The 19,026-nt window shown below is 23.2% G+C and carries 17 protein-coding genes and 2 tRNA genes; 13 read left to right on the forward strand and 6 right to left on the reverse strand.

From position 1 onward, the window contains the following. The 6 genes from ACXX89_RS02905 to ACXX89_RS02930 all read right to left on the reverse strand — a co-directional run. Nucleotides 1-577, reverse strand: a 577-nt coding sequence (locus ACXX89_RS02905; RefSeq protein WP_458557611.1) for a restriction endonuclease subunit S, incomplete at its 3' end; no start/stop codon positions are given. 10 nt (nt 578-587) lie between these two features. Continuing rightward, nucleotides 588-3,266 (reverse strand): N-6 DNA methylase, encoded by a 2,679-nt coding sequence (locus tag ACXX89_RS02910; protein WP_458557612.1) that lies wholly within the window; start codon nt 3,264-3,266, stop codon nt 588-590. 119 nt (nt 3,267-3,385) lie between these two features. Continuing rightward, nucleotides 3,386-4,255: a GTPase Era gene (gene era / locus ACXX89_RS02915; protein WP_458557613.1), complete on the reverse strand. Its 870-nt coding sequence runs from the start codon at nt 4,253-4,255 to the stop codon at nt 3,386-3,388. Beyond that, the gene (cdd, locus tag ACXX89_RS02920; protein ID WP_436359168.1) at nt 4,255-4,644 is read right to left on the reverse strand and encodes a cytidine deaminase; all 390 of its coding nucleotides are present in this window, start codon (nt 4,642-4,644) and stop codon (nt 4,255-4,257) included. The genes era and cdd overlap by 1 nt, the downstream gene beginning before the upstream one ends. Further along, entirely contained in the window at nt 4,644-5,081 is a 438-nt protein-coding gene (gene ybeY, locus ACXX89_RS02925) for an rRNA maturation RNase YbeY (RefSeq protein ID WP_436359167.1), read from the reverse strand. Before ybeY ends, cdd begins: the two co-directional genes overlap by 1 nt. Before the next feature lie 86 nt (nt 5,082-5,167). Continuing rightward, nucleotides 5,168-6,718 carry a hypothetical protein gene (locus ACXX89_RS02930; protein ID WP_458557614.1) on the reverse strand — a complete coding sequence of 517 codons (1,551 nt, stop codon included), beginning with the start codon at nt 6,716-6,718 and terminating at the stop codon, nt 5,168-5,170. A gap of 330 nt (nt 6,719-7,048) precedes the next feature. On the opposite strand from ACXX89_RS02930, the gene ACXX89_RS02935 reads away from it, so the two are divergent. The 13 genes from ACXX89_RS02935 (at nt 7,049) to ACXX89_RS02995 (ending at nt 19,010) form a co-directional block, all read left to right on the forward strand. Beyond that, nucleotides 7,049-7,139 (forward strand) — tRNA-Ser (locus ACXX89_RS02935). Between the two features lie 2 nt (nt 7,140-7,141). Beyond that, nucleotides 7,142-7,227, forward strand: a tRNA-Leu gene (locus ACXX89_RS02940). A gap of 159 nt (nt 7,228-7,386) precedes the next feature. Beyond that, entirely contained in the window at nt 7,387-8,160 is a 774-nt protein-coding gene (locus ACXX89_RS02945; protein ID WP_458557615.1) for a DeoR/GlpR family DNA-binding transcription regulator, read from the forward strand. A gap of 1 nt (nt 8,161) precedes the next feature. Further along, on the forward strand, nt 8,162-8,587 hold the full coding sequence (locus ACXX89_RS02950; protein ID WP_458557616.1) for a Dps family protein: 426 nt from the start codon (nt 8,162-8,164) through the stop codon (nt 8,585-8,587). 86 nt (nt 8,588-8,673) lie between these two features. Continuing rightward, entirely contained in the window at nt 8,674-8,868 is a 195-nt protein-coding gene (gene rpmF / locus ACXX89_RS02955) for a 50S ribosomal protein L32 (RefSeq protein ID WP_436359163.1), read from the forward strand. Nucleotides 8,869-8,993: 125 nt separating this feature from the next. Next, on the forward strand, nt 8,994-10,247 hold the full coding sequence (gene glyA / locus ACXX89_RS02960; protein ID WP_458557617.1) for a serine hydroxymethyltransferase: 1,254 nt from the start codon (nt 8,994-8,996) through the stop codon (nt 10,245-10,247). Between the two features lie 1,394 nt (nt 10,248-11,641). Continuing rightward, nucleotides 11,642-12,163 (forward strand): MSC_0623 family F1-like ATPase-associated protein, encoded by a 522-nt coding sequence (locus tag ACXX89_RS02965; RefSeq protein ID WP_458557618.1) that lies wholly within the window; start codon nt 11,642-11,644, stop codon nt 12,161-12,163. Beyond that, nucleotides 12,153-13,007, forward strand: coding sequence for an MSC_0622 family F1-like ATPase gamma subunit (locus ACXX89_RS02970; RefSeq protein ID WP_458557619.1), 855 nt, complete (start codon nt 12,153-12,155; stop codon nt 13,005-13,007). Before ACXX89_RS02965 ends, ACXX89_RS02970 begins: the two co-directional genes overlap by 11 nt. Then, a complete protein-coding gene (locus ACXX89_RS02975) occupies nt 12,997-13,527 on the forward strand; it encodes a hypothetical protein (protein WP_458557620.1) in 531 nt (176 codons plus the stop codon). The genes ACXX89_RS02970 and ACXX89_RS02975 overlap by 11 nt, the downstream gene beginning before the upstream one ends. After that, nucleotides 13,511-15,859, forward strand: coding sequence for a hypothetical protein (locus tag ACXX89_RS02980; protein ID WP_458557621.1), 2,349 nt, complete (start codon nt 13,511-13,513; stop codon nt 15,857-15,859). The genes ACXX89_RS02975 and ACXX89_RS02980 overlap by 17 nt, the downstream gene beginning before the upstream one ends. A gap of 1 nt (nt 15,860) precedes the next feature. After that, nucleotides 15,861-17,378, forward strand: coding sequence for an MSC_0619 family F1-like ATPase alpha subunit (locus ACXX89_RS02985; RefSeq protein ID WP_458557622.1), 1,518 nt, complete (start codon nt 15,861-15,863; stop codon nt 17,376-17,378). Between the two features lies 1 nt (nt 17,379). Then, nucleotides 17,380-18,777, forward strand: a complete 1,398-nt coding sequence (locus tag ACXX89_RS02990) for an MSC_0618 family F1-like ATPase beta subunit (RefSeq protein WP_458557623.1) — start codon at nt 17,380-17,382, stop codon at nt 18,775-18,777. A gap of 2 nt (nt 18,778-18,779) precedes the next feature. Beyond that, nucleotides 18,780-19,010: a SemiSWEET family transporter gene (locus ACXX89_RS02995; RefSeq protein ID WP_458557624.1), complete on the forward strand. Its 231-nt coding sequence runs from the start codon at nt 18,780-18,782 to the stop codon at nt 19,008-19,010. Nucleotides 19,011-19,026: the final 16 nt, after the last annotated feature.

A 19,026-nucleotide genomic window follows, 5' to 3' on the forward strand; every position in this document is an offset into this window, starting at 1 on the left:
TTGAATTTTGAGATGGAAACATCTTGTCAAGTAATGTGTTTTTAATGTTTTTTAGAAAATTATACTTACGCTTGTGAAGTGAAAGGATTGAATCAACGGTTTCTAATAAATTAGCTATTTTTGTTTGTTCTTTTAAAGTAGGGAAGTATATTTTAGTATGAAAAATATCTCCTTTTAGTAAGTTTGGAATTCCACCTATTTTAAACTTTTTTTGTATTTCTAAATATAAATTATTTCATGAATAATAATAAATAAATTTAGTGTTATCTTGAAATGTTTTTAACACAAAAGTCCTTTGATTCGCATTAAAACGTCCATTTGCAAAATGGGGAAAACCCAAATTAACACCACTTCCAGCGACTATTATAGAATCACCTTCAAAATCTCATTTATTTATTTTGTGAATTTCTGTTCCAGAAGTGTAAAAATTATATTTTCCATTCTCTTCTTTTTGATAAGTATCTAATTTTCCTGTTTGAATTGATATTAAATTACCCAATAAGTCCTGTTCTCAAGCGTGAGTAAATTCTTTGAATCTCAAAGAAGGGACTAAATTATTTTTTGTATTATTTGACATTTTTCTCCTTTTATTGTTTATTTAATATTTTTGTAATAAATTCCAGTTTTTCTTTTTGTACATGCATAGTTGAGAGAAATTTCATTGTTTGTATTAAGTTAGGTAAGACTCATTTATAATCTTTATCTAAAAAATTTAAAGATTTGTCATTGTTATTAGAAACAAATAATTCTAAGTCTTCAATTATTGCATGAGTTAAATAACTTTCTGTTTTTACTGTTAAATCAGTTAAATAATTAGCTCATTGAAAAGCAAGATAATTTATTAATTCTTGATAGTTTTTAATTTCATTTAAAGAATCAAGAGTAGTTTGAAATATTGTTTCTTCTAAAGAACTAATATTGTTGTCAAGTCTTCTTAGATAATTTAAATAATCATAAACTTCAGCTATTTTGAATTTAATTTCTTTTTCTGTTTCAGTTTGAGTGCTTGCAGGAGTTAAAAGTTTTTTAATTCTTTCTAAATCACTTGTTTTAATTTTACTTGATTTAAATAAAGTTTGACATTCTGGATAAGTAGAAATTTCTAAGAGTAATGAGTTCATTCGCTCTTCTATTTTGTCTCTTAGTTCTTTCATATGAATTAAATCTTCAGCATTTTCATCTGCTTCTACAGAAATAACTAATAAGAAATTAATAAGATCTGATTCTTTTTCTCCTTCTGAAAATTTTCTTATATAACTATCCATTAATCTATCAAAATTCATTTTTCTTTTTTCTTTAAATACAGATATTTCAGGAATAATAAATTCATCTACTGCTTTTTGTAATTCAAACATTAATTTTTCCTTATCTAAAAAAGGAATGTTTTTAATTGAAGCGTTAGCAAATCTATCTATTTCACTTTTAATAATTTCTTCTCAATTTTCTGGAAATTCATCGATTTCAGTGAAAAAAGGAATAAAGTAGTCAACGATTTTTTCTCTAACTTTTTCCATTTTAGTTTCTATTTTTTTAATTATTTTGGACTCTAAAACTAATAATGTTATTTTTTCAGCATTAACTATTTTATAACCTGAATTATTTACTTTAATTGCTATTTGATCTTGTAAACCACTAATTTCATCAAAATATTTTTGTACAGGTCTAAAGTCTTCTACTGTTAGTAAATTATGAATTTTATTAAATTCTTGATTGGAAGAGTTAACATCTTCTTTTGTTATGTATTTAGAAATTTGAAGATCAAAATTATTAGAGGTAATTTCTTGGATAGAAACCTGTTTTGAAAATCCTTTGATTTCTTTTTTATCTTTATAAGTATTTAAAATATTCTCAATGTTATCAGGACTTAATTTGCAAATATCATTGTTTAATTTTACAAATAAATTAGTTGCATTAATCATAAAAATATCTTTATTTATTTTATTCTTTTTAAAGATTAATAAAACATCAGTGTTGGAGGTTCCAGAAAATAATTTATTTTGTAAATAAATAATTGAGTCTAAATGATTTTCAAGCACAAGTTTTTTTCTAATCTCTTTTTCTACTGAAGCACTTGTTAAGATTGATTCTGGTGCTAAAATAACCATAATTCCTTCATCATCTAAATTGTATAAACCTTGTAAAATAAAAGCTCAATCTGCTTTGGTTTTAGGTGGTGTACCATATTCTTTAAAATAAGGGTTGAAATTTTTAGATATTTCTGAATTTCAACTTTTAGAATTAGGAATATGTGATAATACTACATCTGCTTTAGGATTATTTGTTTTATATAAATCATTTGGTGAATAACTGGTAAATGAATCAGCATTTTTGATTTTTCAATTTTTAAAATCAACATTATTAATTATAAAATTCATTCTACTTATGTTGTAATTTCAACTATCAATTTCAATTGCATTATATTGAACTAAATCTGATTCATTTTTATATTTTTCAAAGGTTTTACCTACATTTAACATTAAAGAAGAAGTTCCGGCTGTTGGATCATAAATCTTAAGTTCATCTTTATTTTTAACATCTTCTAAAACTATTTTTGAAACTATAATTGAAGCATCATTAGGTGTATAAAAACCTTCATTTGCATTTTTATTTTCTTCAGAAAATTCACTAATTAAAAATTCAAATATCTCTTTAAAAATAAAATGATCGTTTTGATAATCAATATTTATTAGTTCAACAACAGATATTGCTTCTTCTATTAGCATTTTTAAATCTTTTTTATTTTTTCAGTTTTTTTCAATTTCATTTTTAGAAATATAAAATATATCACTAAATAAATAGGTATATTTATCATTTTTTTTAATATGATTATGAAAGAGTTCAAATCTCTCAAGTATTTTTTCAAAAGTAATATTTGAACTATGACTTGCCATATATTCTTTATATAAAGTACTAAATAAATTATCATTAAAAATGAAGTAACCAAGTTCATTTTGAACTGTTTTGTAAATGTTTTTAATTTCTTCAAAAGAGTTAAAATATTTAGTTTTTCTGAATAATGATTTATATTTAAAATAAGAATAATCAAAATACTTGAATGCATTTTCATCTATCTTTAAATTTTGTTTCATAAAAACTTCTTGTTTTCTTGAAAGATATTTGTAAAAAGCAAAATATAAGGTTAGATGTTTGAATTTGTAAAAATCAGTTGCTGTTAATTTTCTAAAAATATTTCAATTTTTTATGAAATAATCAATTTGAGTTGTTCAAAAAGATACTGCTTTGATTTTATTTTGTTTTTGTTCCATTTTATACTCCTTTGAATTTTAAAATAAGTTTCTACTATTATAATTATATTTTAAAATTCGTTTTTTATTTATAGTTATAAAAATAAAAAATCTAATTATAAAATTAGATTAATTATTAATTAATATCCCATTTTTTTAATTACTTTTTCGTTATTTACTCAATTTTTACTTACTTTCACATTGGTAGAGAGAAAAATTTTACTATTAAAAAGTTCTTCAAGTTCTTTTCTTGAATTTATTCCTATTTGTTTAATCATTGCTCCGTTTTTACCAATAACAATTCCTTTTTGTGAATCTCTTGAAACATATATTGTTACATCTATTTGCATTGAATGTTCTTTTTCAATAAAATCATTAACTATAACAGCAATGTTATGAGGCACTTCATCTTCTAAAAGATTAATAGCGTTTTTACGAACAATTTCTTTAGCAAGAAAACGCATACTTTTATCTGTTATATCTTCAACTGGATAAAAAGGTTCTGATTCATAGCTATATTTTTTAATTTCATTAATTAATTCTTGAATTGTTTGTTCATAAGTGATGGATGTACCTAATACAAGGGAAAATCCTTTGGATTTGAGTTGTTCTGCTTTTCTTTTAAGCATTTCTTTATCAGAAACAAGATCCACTTTTGTAATAAGAGCAATTTTATTTTTAAAATTTTTGATTTTTTCTAAAATCATAAAATCACCTGTTCCAATTTCTTGATCAGCAGGTTGTAAAAATAAAATTAAGTCTGCGTTTTTTAAAGATTCATAAGAACTATTGTTTAATGAATCACCTAATTTTTGCTTGCTTTTATGAATACCAGGAGTATCAATAAAAACAATTTGATATCCTTCTTCATTATAAATTCCGTTTATTTGATCTCTTGTGGTTTGTGGTTTTGCACTTACTATTGATAAATCATATTGTAAGATAGCATTAAGTAAAGATGATTTTCCAACATTTGGTCTACCTATAATTGCAACAAAACACACTTTCATTAAACTTTAATATCCTCACTTAAAATAGGGAAAGGAACCATTTCAAGAACAGTATTTACTCTGCAAGTACCATCATTAGAATATTGAAATATTTTACCATCAAGTGGCATTAATTCACTCATAACTTGCCTACAACCTGCACAAGGAGAGATGAATTCATTTTTCCTTGATATTATATGAATTTCGGTAATTTCTCTTGGTTTAAATCCGTAAGAAATAGCTCCAAAAAGAGCGCTTCTTTCTGCACACATTCCAGAAGGATATGCAGCATTTTCTACATTAACACCATTTCATTCTTTTCCGTCTTTATTTTTTAAAATTGCAGCAACTGCAAAATTTGAATAAGGTGAATAAGAGTTATCTAAAAGTTTTTTTAATTTTATGTACATTATCTACTAATCTCCATTTTCTTCATTATTTTATCAACGTGATAATTCATTTTATCTTCATCTTCTTTTGTTAGATGATCAAATCCAAATAAATGAGCTAAACCATGAGCAAAAAGATAGCAATATTCTCTTTTTAGTGTGTGACCATATTCTTTAGCTTGTTCTTTAACTTTTTGATAAGAAATAATTATTTCTCCAAGTGGTAAAAAATCTAAAAAATCAAAATCACTTCAATTAGTTCCAAAAGAAAGAATATCTGTAACTTTATCTTTTTTTCTATATTCTTTGGAAATTATTTTAATTTGTTCATTATCCGTGAGTAAAAAATCAACAACAATTTTTTTTCTAGCTTTAAATTCTTGATGTGCAAGATTTAAAATCTCTTTAAATTCTTTCAAGTAACGAAATTGATAGTTTGTGTTATTTGAAAAATTCAATTTATTTTCCTTTATCATATTTAAAATTATAATATTTTTTTATAATATTAAAAAAAATATTCTCTAAAATTTGAGAATATCTATTTTTAGTCTAAATCTATTTCGATTTCGTTTTCTTCTGCATTTTGTTGTTGTTTGCTTAATTGCTCATCTTCTTGTGCTTTTGTTAATTCAATAACTTTATAATCATTTGATTTTTTAGGTTCAACTTTTGGTTGTTCTTGTTGTTTATCTTTGTTTGCTTTAGGTTCTTCAACAGGAGTATCTTTTGGTTCAGAATCATCAACAATATCGATTTCACTATCTTGTGATTTAGCAGCTTGCTCTTTTAATTCTTGGTCTTCTTGTTCTTTAGAAACTGAAATAACACTGAATTTTCTATCAAATTGTTTTGGTATTTCATCTCCGATTGTAGTTCAAGTATTTTTAGGATCTTGATTTTCTAATTGATCATGAAGTTTTTGTTTTTGATCTGGTGTTAACTCTACTTGTGGAGTTTTTGGTTGAACTGGTTCGATAGTTGAATTGTCTTGTCCTTCTACTGTGCTGTTGTTATCTTTAGTTTTATCAATTTTATTAAGTTGATCGTCAAGAATTTGTTTTTCTTCTTTTTTAGTAACATCTAATTTTGTAAATTTTCTGTTAAAACTTTGTGAGTTATCATCACCAATAGTTGTTCAAGTGTTTTTTAGATCTTGATTTTTTAGTTGATCACTAAGTTGTTGTTTTTGTTCAGAAGTTAAAGGAATTTGTGGTGTTTTAGGTTTTTCTGATTTACTGTCAGTATTGTTATTATCTTGTCCTTCAACTACACTATTGTTATCTTTTGTTTTATCAATGTTCTTAATTTGCTCATCAACAATTTCTTTTTCTTGCTCTTTAGTAACGTCTAATTTTTTAAATTTTCTGTCAAAAACTACAGGTTCAACGTTACCTATCGTAGTTGATGTATTATTTAAATCTTGTTTTAAATATTGTTCATTTAAAATTTCTTTTTGTTGCTTAGTTAAAGGAATTTGTGGTTTTTTTGGTTCTGAAGGTTCACTAGTTGAATTGTCTTGTCCTTCTACTGTACTATTATTATCTTTAGTTTTATCGATTTTATTAAATTGATCATCAAGAATTTGTTTTTCTTCTTCTTTTGAAACGTGTAAGACTTGAAATTTTCTGTCAAAAACAACTTCAGAATCTTGTGTTTGAGATTTTGGATTTGTTGTTGCAGTATCTAGATTTTGTGAATCAGTTTTAGTTTTGTCTGAATTGTTATTTAGTTTTGGATTTTTAGTTTTTTGATCAATAAAACCATTTTCAGGTGCTTTATCTTTATCTTTTTGAACAGCTTGTGTTTTATTATCATCTTTTGGTTGTGAATTACTTGGATTTTGAGATTTGTTTTTGTCTTTTATTTTCTCAGGATCAGAAACTTTAACATCGTTTCCTGGTAGTTCTGCAATTGGTGTTATTACAGGGTTTGGATTTTCTTTAACTGGTTCAGTTTGTGTTGTTCCCGATCCAGGATTTTTAGGTTCGCTAGGTTTAGTTTCTGTTGTATCATTACATGAAATTACTATACTTATTGGTAATAATGGACTGGTTAAAGCCAATTTTGGAAATACCTTTTTAATTTTTTTACTCATTTTTCTCCTTTTTTCTAATTTATTTAAATTAAATTATTAATTTACATAATATATAGAAATACATAAGAAAATAAAGAGTGCTTCTATATATATATATATATATAGCAGTTAGTAACTTACTAACAATTTAATTAAAAAGAACTTAAATAAATATATTTTAATTATAACTCTTAAGTTACAAAAATAAATATAATTTATATTAAAAAAGGCAAAAACTGAGTTTTTTACGCTTTTTTTGAAGTTTTTTAGTTTTAAAAATTAAATAAATAAGAAAATTTAAGTATATTTTGTAATAAAAAAAGGAATTTTTTATATAATTATAAAGTATATGGAATAGTACCCAAGAGGCTGAAGGGGATACGTTGGAAACGTATTAGGAGAGGCAACTCTCGCGCAGGTTCAAATCCTGTCTATTCCGCCATTGCTCAGGTGGTGAAATGGTAGACACGCTAGATTGAGGTTCTAGTGCGAGAAATCGCGTTCGGGTTCAAGTCCCGTCTTGAGCACCATATCAAAAAGACCTTTTAATCCGCTTTTGCGGATTTTCTTTTACTTTTGAAAAAAAATGAAAATTTTTGAATTAAATATATTGAAAAATACTTTAAAATGATATAATTTGTTTGTTTTTATCTATAATAAGTTTAATGATAAAATCAGAAAGGAGTAATGTGGAAGATTCAAAAAATAAAAAAATTATGTCTTTTGCAAAACAAAAGGAAATAAACGAATACATAAGAACTAAAAAGATTTTAAAACCTATTGAAATTGAACAAAAATTCCAATTAACAAAAAGTACTGCAAGAAGATACCTTCTTAAACTTGAAGAAGAAGGTTATGTTAAAAGACCTTTTGGTGAAATTGTTTATAACGAAAAAAGAAATTATTTAGATAAAATTGTTATTGACGAAATTAAAGTAAATGTAGAGGCAAAAAGGAGCATTGCTAGAACAGCTGCTGTTTTAGCGAAAGATTACTTAAACATTTATTTAGATGCAGGTTCTACTTGTTATTATTTACTTGAATATTTAGATACTGATGTTAATATTTTTACAAATTCTATCCATAATGCTATGAAAGCTGTTGAAATGGGATTCAAAAATATTTATGTAGTAGGTGGAAAAATAAAACATAAAAGTCTTTCAACAAATTCTCATGATTTATCAGCTATTGAAAATTTTAAATTCCAAATAGCATTTTTAGGTGTTAGTGGTATTGACGAAAATGGAAAACTAACAACAACAGAAATAGGTGATGGGAAAATGAAAAACTTTGTAGCTCAACATTCTGAACTTGTTGTTGTTTTAGCGACCGAAGAAAAATTTGGATTTGGAACATTCTATGATTTTACACCATCTGACAAATTAGTTTTAGTAGTTACAAATTATAAAAAAGAAAAAGAATTTGAAGGATTGAATTTAATTAGAACTAAGGATGAATATTAAAATGCAAGAGCTTAAAAAATTAAAAGAAATACAAGCAAGCTTACAAGTTTTTTATCAAAAAACTAACAATATACATTGAAATATTAAAGGGATTGAATTTTTTGAAATTCACGAAGAAACAGATAAATTAAAAGCAGAAGTTTTAGGATTTATTGATGAAATTGCTGAAAAAGTAGTGATGAAAAAATCACAAGCAATTGGAAGTTTTAAAGAAATTTTAGAACTTTCATTTATCAAAGAAGAATCAACAAAAGAATTTGACTATAAAACAGCTTTACAACTTCTTGTTTTGGATTTAGAAACTTTATTAAAAGAAAGTGAAAGTTTTGAATGAAGTGCAAGAGTTCAACCAATTTTTGATGAAATTTTATTATCATTTGATAAATGATTATGACAATTTTCAGCAATGTTAAAAGAAATTAAATAAATATTCTTTATTTTTTTTCTTTTTAATGTAAAATTATAAAATATAAATCTATAATAAAATTATCTTAGATATACAGAGGGGGAAAAATGGCTATAGTTCCAAAGAGAAAAACTTCTAAACAACGTAAACATAAAAGAAGAACTCATGATGCTTTAGTTGTACAAAACTTAATTAAATGTACAAACTGTTCAAATGGTATCCAACAACATAGAGTATGTAGATTTTGTGGTTTTTATAAAGGACAAAAAGTTCAAGGTTTTACAGCTTTAAACGACAAATAATTATTAATCAAATTTATTAATAACGTATAAAAACTAATATATTTTAATTTAAAATCAAGGCTTTAAGCTTTGATTTTTTTCTATTTGAAGTAAAATTATAATAGTAAAATTAAATGAGGTTAAAAATGTATAAAAATATAGAGTTAAAAGATAAAGAAATTGCTAACGCAATAAATAAAGAGCTTCAAAGACAAGAAGAACATATTGAATTAATAGCTTCTGAAAATTACGTTTCAGAAGATGTATTAAAAGCAACAGGAAGCATTTTAACTAATAAATACGGTGAAGGATATCCAGGAAAAAGATATTATGATGGTTGTGAAAATGTGGATGAAGTAGAAAATTTAGCTATTGAAAGACTCAAGAAATTATTCAAAGTAAAATTTGCTAATGTTCAACCTTATTCTGGTTCGACAGCAAATGCAGCTGCTATTGCTTCAATTGTAGAACCAGGAGGGAAAGTTTTAGGAATGTCACTAAGCTCTGGTGGTCACTTGACACATGGATATAACATAAATTTTTCTGGAAAATTTTATCAATCATTTTCTTATGATGTTGATTCTAATGGTTTGTTAGATTATGAGCAAATTTTAAAAGTAGCTAAAGAAGTTAAGCCCAATTTAATTATATGCGGTTATTCAGCATACTCCAGAACAATAGACTTTTCTAAATTTAGAAAAATTGCAGATGAAGTAGGTGCTTACTTAATGGCTGACATAGCACATATAGCTGGACTTATTGCTTCAGATTTACATCCATCACCTGTAGAATATGCGGACATAATTACTTCCACAACTCACAAAACATTAAGAGGTGCTCGTGGTGGTATAATAATGACAAATAATGAAGAAATTGCTAAAAAAATCGATAGATGAGTTTTTCCTGGTTATCAAGGAGGTCCTTTATTTCATAGCATTGCAGGAAAAGCAGTTGCTTTTAATGAAGCACTACAACCTTTTTTTAAAGACTATTGTGAGCAAATTATAAAGAATTCAAGGGCTTTTTCGGAAGAATTTCAAAAAAATGGAGTAGAAATAATTTCTGGAGGAACCGATAATCACTTATTTACTATAAATGTTAAAAAATCTTATAAAACAACAGGTAAATCAGCTTCTTCTATTTTACAAAAAATCAATATTACTGTTAATAAAAACACAATTCCAAATGATGATGAATCTCCTTTTGTAACTTCAGGAGTTAGACTTGGAACTGCTGCAATGACTTCCAGAGGTTTTAAAGAAAAAGAATTTAAGCAATTAGCTAATATTATAAATAAAGCTCTATTAAATAGTGAAAACCAAAAAGAGTTAGAAACATTGAAACAAGAAGTAATAAAATTAACTAAAGATTTTCCAATAAAAAAATCTTACTGAAACTAAAATGAAACCAAAGAAAAATTATTTAATTTTTAACTCATTTAAAATAGATTGAAAAGAAATTTTATTCAAAAAACAAAGCAAAATTATTTTATTTTTTAAAATCTTTATCTTGATATTATATTCAATTTATTTTACAATAAACTATATATTTTTTAATAATTTTATAAAGCTCAATAATTATAGTCATATCAATTTAGAAAGCAAAGTTCTATTTTCAGTGACTTATTGATTTTTTAGTTTTGTATCTTATTTATATTTATTTAAAATTTACACAGGTGTGCAATTACATTTGTGAAAAATTAAGTATTATTTTATATTTGCTTCCTTGTTTCTTGTAACTTCTATTGCATTTTTTAGCTTATCTTTATTTTTATACATTAATGTTGATACTTTTAGTAAAGAGAAGTTTACCTTTAATTTAAATTTAGCAGTTTATTTACTTTTATATGTAATAGTTTTAAATTGTGCTTACAATTTGTACAACTACTTTATTTTTAAAAAAAATGATGTTAAACTCAAACTTAAATATAAATGAACCATTTATTCTTACATAAGTAAATTTATTTATTATTTTGCTTTTTTAATTTTTTATATTAACTTTTCTTTATATATAGAAAAAACTGGAATAAATAATATAACAAGTTATCCATTTTTACATTTTTTAATAAATGATTGAAAAATATCAGATTTTGTTTTAAAAACTTTATTAATTATTGGTTTATGTATAACTCTTTTTCCTTTTGTTTATAGTTTTTTCAATTTTTGAGAAATAAAAGCAAAAAATAAAGATTTTAATAAGCTATTTTTATGAATTTCAATAATTTCAATGTTTTTAACCTTGCTTTTATTTTTCAGCCAATTTGCTACTCATTTTCATTTCAAAGCGTGAAATTATATTTATTTAGGTTTTAGTATTGTAATAATTTTAATTTACTATTTTTTAGTATTAAATTTCAAAAACATTTTTAAAACAGATCAAATAATAAAAATTTTTACTTTATGCTCTATATTTCTTTTATGAATGTTATTTTATTTAATAAGAATTCTTTTTGATTACAATTCATCTAAAAATATTTCTGGAATTCAAATTACTGATATAAATCTTTTTATAAACGGTATTTCTAACTTTTTAATCTTAGTTTTATTTTGTTTAAAACATAGAAAATGAGATTTATTTAAAAGATTATTTGTTAGATTATTTGTTAACTTTTTTACTCTAATAATTACAATAGTCTTTTATTTAAAAAATAACAATTTATTTTATTTAATTAATGAGTTTTTAAATATTGAGGTTTTATTTTATTCTATTATAATTTTTTATATACTATTTAATATTTTATTGTTGTCTTTTTATAATTTATTAATTTTAAAATCAACAAAAAAAGGAGTCAAAAATGTTTAATTTTTTAAAAAAAGAAGAAAAAGAATTTAAAAAAATCCGTAGTGAACTAAAAAAAAATAATGATTATTTTTGAATTTTAGAAAACTATAATAAATTTATAAATGATAATCAAACAGTGCATTTAAAAGACATTTTAAACAATATAAAACTGCTTTTAAATTCAAAAGAAGAAATTGAAAATTTTGATTCTTTTTTTAAAATTTATGAAAAAAGTTTTTCTGAAAAAAAAGAAATTGATTTTGATCTTTTTTCAATTATATGAATGAAAAACGATAAATTCATTTTCCCAGCAATAAAAAAAGATAACGTTTTTTTACAAGAAAAATTAGATTTTTCAAACAATGAAATTTTTAAAAATATTCAGAAGATTTTTACTGAATATGTTATTGATGTAATTCAAAAAGAAAAAAAATTAGTTTTAATTGATGGCATCATTATTTATTTTAATAAAGAAGAAAATTTCGAATTATTTTATAATGAAAAACAAATTAAAAGAGTAAAAAATGAAATCTAACAACTCAAATTCACTTAAAGTTTTTGAAAATCTTCATGCAACAACTAAAATTAGTAGATTAAACACAATTTTAAAAATTTCTAATATTAATAAAGGTTTTGAAGAAAAAGTTTTTTCTTCAATTAATGTAAAAAACATTCTTTTTTCAATTGAAAATAGATATAAATTAAACTCTTTTTTCTTTAAAAAATCTAATAAAGAAAAAAATAATTCCAAACTTTGAGTTTATGTTTCTGAAAAAATAGAATTAAATTATCTAAACTATAACAACATAAATGATCAACTATTAAAAAAGTTTAACTTTAAGAAGGATTTTTTAATTACAATTGGTATTGAAGCTATAAATTTTGCAAACAAAAACAAAATTATTCCTATTTTTCAAACTGAAAATACAAATGAACAACAAATTTATGAACTGGAAAAAATTATTTCTGAAATTTATGGAAATAAAATTGTCTCAGAAGTAATTTTTGTTTTAAATTCCAATAGAATTAAAGATAATTCCATCACAATTTTACCTATTGATAAATTTAATTTTGATTTAAATAATTCAACTAATTTCCAGCAAATTTCTTTTACAAATGAACATTTAATTTTTCCTGATATTTTCAATTTTATTAAAAATCTTTTTTTAATTTATTTAAACTCTATTGTTCCTGCTTTAATTTATGAATCATCTTTTTTTAAGTTAAAACAACAATTAATTCACGAAACAAGAATATTAAAAGAAATTGAAAAAAATATAGAAAATATCAAAATTAAAACAAGGGAATTAAAAAGACAGAACTTAACGGAAGAAATTGTGTTATTATCACAATTACCAAAGGAAAATTATGAAGAGTAAAGTTTTAACCAGTTTATGATCAAAAAATCTTATTTTTAAAAAAAAGAAGTCTTTTTTTAATGTAAATATTATTAAAAGTAATAAAATTATAGAAACGTTTTCTGAAAGCAATATTAATATTTATATTCCAAAAGAAAAAAACTATTTTTCATTTAAAGAAAATGTTTTTTGTTCTTTAGATAATGCAATTATAAAAATTAGAAATAAAGAAAATATTATTAAGTTATTTTTAGTAGATAAAACAATAATTAAAAATGATAAAAATTCCAAAACTTTAGAAGTAATAGTTTTTAATTATATTAAGCAACTTTTTTCTATTAAAAATGATAAAATTAAATTAAAAGAAATTAAAATTAAATATAAACAAGCAAAAAAAGAGTATAAAAAGGTTTTTAGACAAAGCAAAGTAGGGATGGATATTAATGATATTCTACTAAAATATAAGGTTGTTGAAGAATATGAAATTCTAAAAATAATGAAAGGATCGAAGATATATTTTAAAGATGAACAAACGAAATAAATTTAAATTTTTTAGAAGATTATTAATATCAACTTTGCCCATAATTCCTGTATTTTCATCAATTTCTTTACTAAGCAACAATGAAATTGATGAAATAGATAATTACAAAACAGAACAAGTTGATCATATTCTTTCTACTTTAAAAAATAAAATTGCTGAATTATATACTCAAAGCTTGCAAGAATTAAAAAATTCTTTCCCAACAAAAGCAGAATATGAAAAAAATAGATATTACCAAATTCTTAATAATAATTTTTCTATTATCGAAAATTCTCTTAAAAGTTATATTAATAATGACTTTGATTTTCTAAAACAAGAAACTTATCTGTCTAGAAATTCCATTTCAAACGAAGAATCCAAAATCATCAATACTCTCTCAAAAGATGAAAGATTAAACATTTTATCTTCTTTTTTAAATAGAATAAATAATGTTTATATTAGTGATTCCAATTGATTAACTAATCCCGGTAATTTCCCTATTTATGGTTACGATTTCAACTTAGATGATAAAGAAATAACTGATGTTGAAAAAACTAAAATTAATAGTATTATCTTTAATTTAGAAAATCAAGTTAGAAATTTCAATGGTACAGATTTTATTGCATATAATATTCAAGAAAAACTAAGAGAACATATTTATAGAGATAGAAATATCTTAATACAAGCTAGAAATGAAAATAAATTAGGAATAATAAAAATTAAACCAGAAGCTCTTGAAAAAAGTGCATTCAATTTAAAGAAAAGTGATATTTATATTGAAAATCCTAATCCAGAATTTAAATATACTGATGAATTTATTGTAAAAAATCCTGAAATTACACAATCAAATAACGGTAGAACTATTGACATAAGAGCAAAAATTAATTTAAATAACGTTTTTCTATTTTTTGATGAACATTTTGAATTTAAATACTCATTTTTTGAATATGAAAATTTATTATTAAATAACTATTACAATAATTTAATTGAGCAAAAAAGAATATACTTAAAAGATACATCAAAAAATAAAAATTTCGATGAAATAACTGCTAGTGATTTTTATAGTTTTGATCCAAATGACAAATTTAATTTTGAAATAAATTCAATAGAAAAACATATTTTTGAATCAGAAAGAAAAGATGTTTTAATCAATTTTACATTAACAAGTAAAATTGATCCTAATTCTTTTGAAATAATCGCTCCAAATCAGCATTATTTATTCCAAAAAAAGGGGAAATTCCTTTATGAAGATATTTTACTAAATAAAGTTCAAGATATTAATTTAGCTGATGAATTACCTTTAACTTTAACAGATAAAGGAAAAGAAATAACAGCTTCTAACGCAAGATTTTATAGTCCTTTAGAACAAATTGCTTATGTTTCAGGTGATACTAAAGGTTTTGATTACAAAATTAAAAAAATAGTAAAAAAAGCTGATAGTGATGGAACAATAGGGATTGCAGAAGTTCAAATAAGCAATGGAGAAGAAACAAAAAATTATTTTACAGAAGTAACCGGATTTAAAAAGGAAGAAAAACATATTAAACCTGATAATCCTGAATTTACTCAAGAAGACAAAGATAACATTTATAATAATATGTTTAAAGAAAATGTTGATGTTTTTAATAATTTTTTAAATAAAGAAGATTTACATAATTTAACAGAAGAACAAAAAGCAGCATTATTTGCTTCTGCATTTCTTTTTTCTGAAAATAATATAAAAAACAATATTTCTAATGTTATAGAAGAAGTTGAAAATAATCCGGATTTTTCAAACTTAACTAAACAAGAAAAAATAGAAAAAATAGAAGAAATTTTAAAAAATGATTACAAAGAGTTATTCGAAAACAATAAAAACCTTTTAGATACAGCTATAGGAGCTGCTATTGATGGCAAAGCAGAAAAAATAAAAAATATTCTAGAAAATAATAATAAAATTGACTCTGAAATTGCAAAATCTATTTTAGACAAACTGGAATTACAAAAAAACGAAATTAAAGATATTCTTAAAAAAGAACCTGATCCCATTTTTGACGAAAAAATTAAAAATATAGTTGAACAAATTGATGATCAAACTAAAAAAATTCTTGCAGATAATGCAGCAAATTTTATTAAAAATTTAAATCCTTTAGAAATTAAAAAAGTTAAAAACTCCGTAGAACTCGGTATTTTATGATCTATAGTAACTGTAGGTTCTATTGTTTCCCTTGCGAGTTTAATGACCATTTTATTTTTAATTTTTAAAAGAAATAAAAAAATAAAACAAAAATTAACTTTACTACTTTCTTCTGGTGTTTTAGGTAGTTCAACTCTTGTTTTTGTGATTTATATATTATTAGAATTGATGAGGTAAAATGAAAAAAAATAATCCAATTGTAAAATCGATAAATAACTTTTTAATTAAAGTTGAAGGTGATTTTAATTATGAACAAAATCAATTTTTTAAAATCAACAAAGATGTTTATGGTTTTTTACTTTCTGCAAGTAAAGAAGGAGCTGATTTAATTATTTCTAATCCTAACACTAAAATTGAACTAAATAAAGAAATAGAACCTATTTTATTTGACAAAATAGAAACAAATAGTGGTTTTTTTGGAAAAATAATTAATATAAAAGGTGAAATTTTAAATAAAAATTATAAAGAAAATAACAATATTGTTTCTTTTGGAAAATCTGAAATTTTTAAAACTGCAAGAGGGATTAATGAAAGAAAAAAAATAAATCAACCTTTATTTACAGGATATTTTGGAATTGATTTATTTACTCCGATAGGAAAAGGTCAAAGACAACTAATTGTTGGAGATAGAAAAACAGGAAAAACCCATTTAACTCTCTCTTCCATTATTAATAATTGTTCTGATAATAATATAAGATTTATTTATGCTTCCATCGGGCAAAAAAATAGTTCTATTTCAGAAATTTATGAAATTTTAAAAAATAATGGTTGCTTAGATAAAAGTATCATTATACATGCTGAATCAGATAATTCTTATGATCAATTTTTGTTACCATATGTTGCAATGGCTCATGCTGAAAATTTATCTAAAAATAATTTTGATGTTATTTTAATATTGGATGATTTAACTAAGCATGCAAATATTTATAGGGAAATTTCTTTATTATTGAATAAACCAGCAGGTAGAGAAGCCTTTCCTGGAGATGTCTTTTTTACTCATTCTAAATTATTAGAAAGAGGTGGAAATTTTAAAGATGAAGGTTCTATAACTGTTTTTCCTATTGTGGAAACAAATTCAGGTGATATTACTTCTTTTATATCTTCCAATATTATTTCAATTACTGATGGACAAATTGTAACAAGTAGTGAACTATTTAATTCAGGAATTATTCCAGCTATAAATTATCCAATTTCTGTTTCTAGAACAGGAAGTTCAGTTCAAAACAAACAAGTTTCTGAATTATCAAAAGAATTGACTAAAATTTATAATAACTATATAAAAAATCATAATCTTAATGATATTAAATTTAATCTTTCAGATACCTTTACAAAAACTTTAAATCAAGGCAAAAAAATTGAAAAAATATTAACTCAAAAAGGTTTTAATAATTATCTAAACACAGGAGAAATTATTTTATTTTCAAAACTAGTAATTTGAAACATTTTAGATGCTAATGAAAACAATCAAGACTTATTTAAATTTATTTTCAGTTTTTTACAAAAAAACAAATGAGCTAATAAAATTTATAATAAACTCATTTATTCAGAATTTGTAGATGAATTTCATTTTAAAAATTTTATAATTAATGCAATTAATAATTTTTACAATTATAAAGGAAAAACAAAGAAAATTAGTCAAGAAATAAATTTTAAAAAAATAAGTGAAAATGAAATGAAAGAGTATTTAGGTGAATAAAATGAATGGAAAAATTTCAAAAATTTTAACAGATGCAGTAGAAATTCAATTTGATATTGAAAATGATTTTTCAAATAATAATTTAGAAATTGGAAAAATAATTAGTGATTTAAAAGAAGAAAATATTTTACTTGTTGAAAAAATAATTTCTAATACTGTTGTTAGAGCAATTATTATTCACAATCCAACTAAATTATTTATCAATCAACAAGTTATCTTGCAAGATAAAAAACTCCAAGTTCCTGTAGGTTTAAAAACTAAAGGAAACATTTTTAATATTAAAGGAGAATCCTTAAACCAACCAAAATCTAAATTCAAAATGATAGATTTGGATTCAACAATTACAAAAGTTAAATTCGAAACTAAAAACAAGTTATTTTTAGAAACGGGAGTAAAATGTATTGATTTTTTTATCCCTATTTTCAAGGGAACTAAACTTGGAATTTTAGGAGGAGCTGGAGTAGGGAAAACAGTTTTAATGAAAGAATTAATTTTTAACTTATCTTCACAAAAACTTAATAATAAATTGACTTCTATTTTTATAGGTTCTGGTGAAAGAACAAGAGAAGGTCAAGAATTACTAGATGAATTAAAAGAATCTAATTTACTGGAAAAATCTATAATTTTCATTTCACAAATGAATGAAACAGCTGGTTCAAGAAATAAAATAGTTCCTATGGGAATAACTGCAGCTGAATATTTAAGAGATGTTGAAAAAGAAGATGTTTTACTTTTTATTGATAATATTTATAGATTTATTCAAGCAGGTAATGAGTTATCTTCTTCACTTGGAAAAAAACCGTCAGCTGTAGGTTATCAACCAACACTAAATTCCGAAGTTTCTTATATTGAAGAAAGACTTAATGAAAATGAAAATGGTGGAATAACTTCTTTTCAAACAGTTTTTTTACCTATGGATGATATAAATGATCCAGGTTCCATTGCTGTTTTTAGTCATTTAGATTCTGTTTTAGTTTTATCAAGAGAAATAGCATCTAATGGTATCTTTCCAGCTTTTGATCCACTAAAATCTAATTCAAGCTTATTGACAATTGAAAATATTGGAAAAAGACATTTTGATGCACTTACAGAAACTAAAAAAATTCTTCAAAAATACGAAGAATTAAAAGATATTATCCTTATTTTAGGTTTAGAGCAACTGGATAATGAAAACTGAATAATAGCAAGAAAAGCAATGCAATTAATTAATTTTTTTAGTCAAAAATTAAGAACAGCAAGTAATTTTACAAAAGAAAAAGGAGAATTTATCTCTATTGAAAAAACTATTAGTTCAGTAGAAAAAATTGTTTCAGGAACTTATTTAAATATCCATCCAAAAGAGTTTTTATACATTAATTCAACAGAAGAAATTGATTTAAAATTAGAAAGGTTAAACTAAATATGATTTTAACTCAAATAATAGTAGGAATATTATCTATTATTATTACTCCTTTTTCAACTGTTCCACAACTTTATAAAACTTTTAAAACTAAACACGTTGGAGTGGTAAGTTTTACAACTTTTTGAGTATTGTGATTAAGTTATATTTTTTGAATTTTTTATTCAATTTTTAAAAATGAAATTTCAATTTTCATGCTTAATTGTAAGATCAAGTGCACCACTTTAAAGTAAAATTTAAAGTATGGGA

It is taken from the genome of Mycoplasma sp. 1012, from assembly GCF_054343455.1.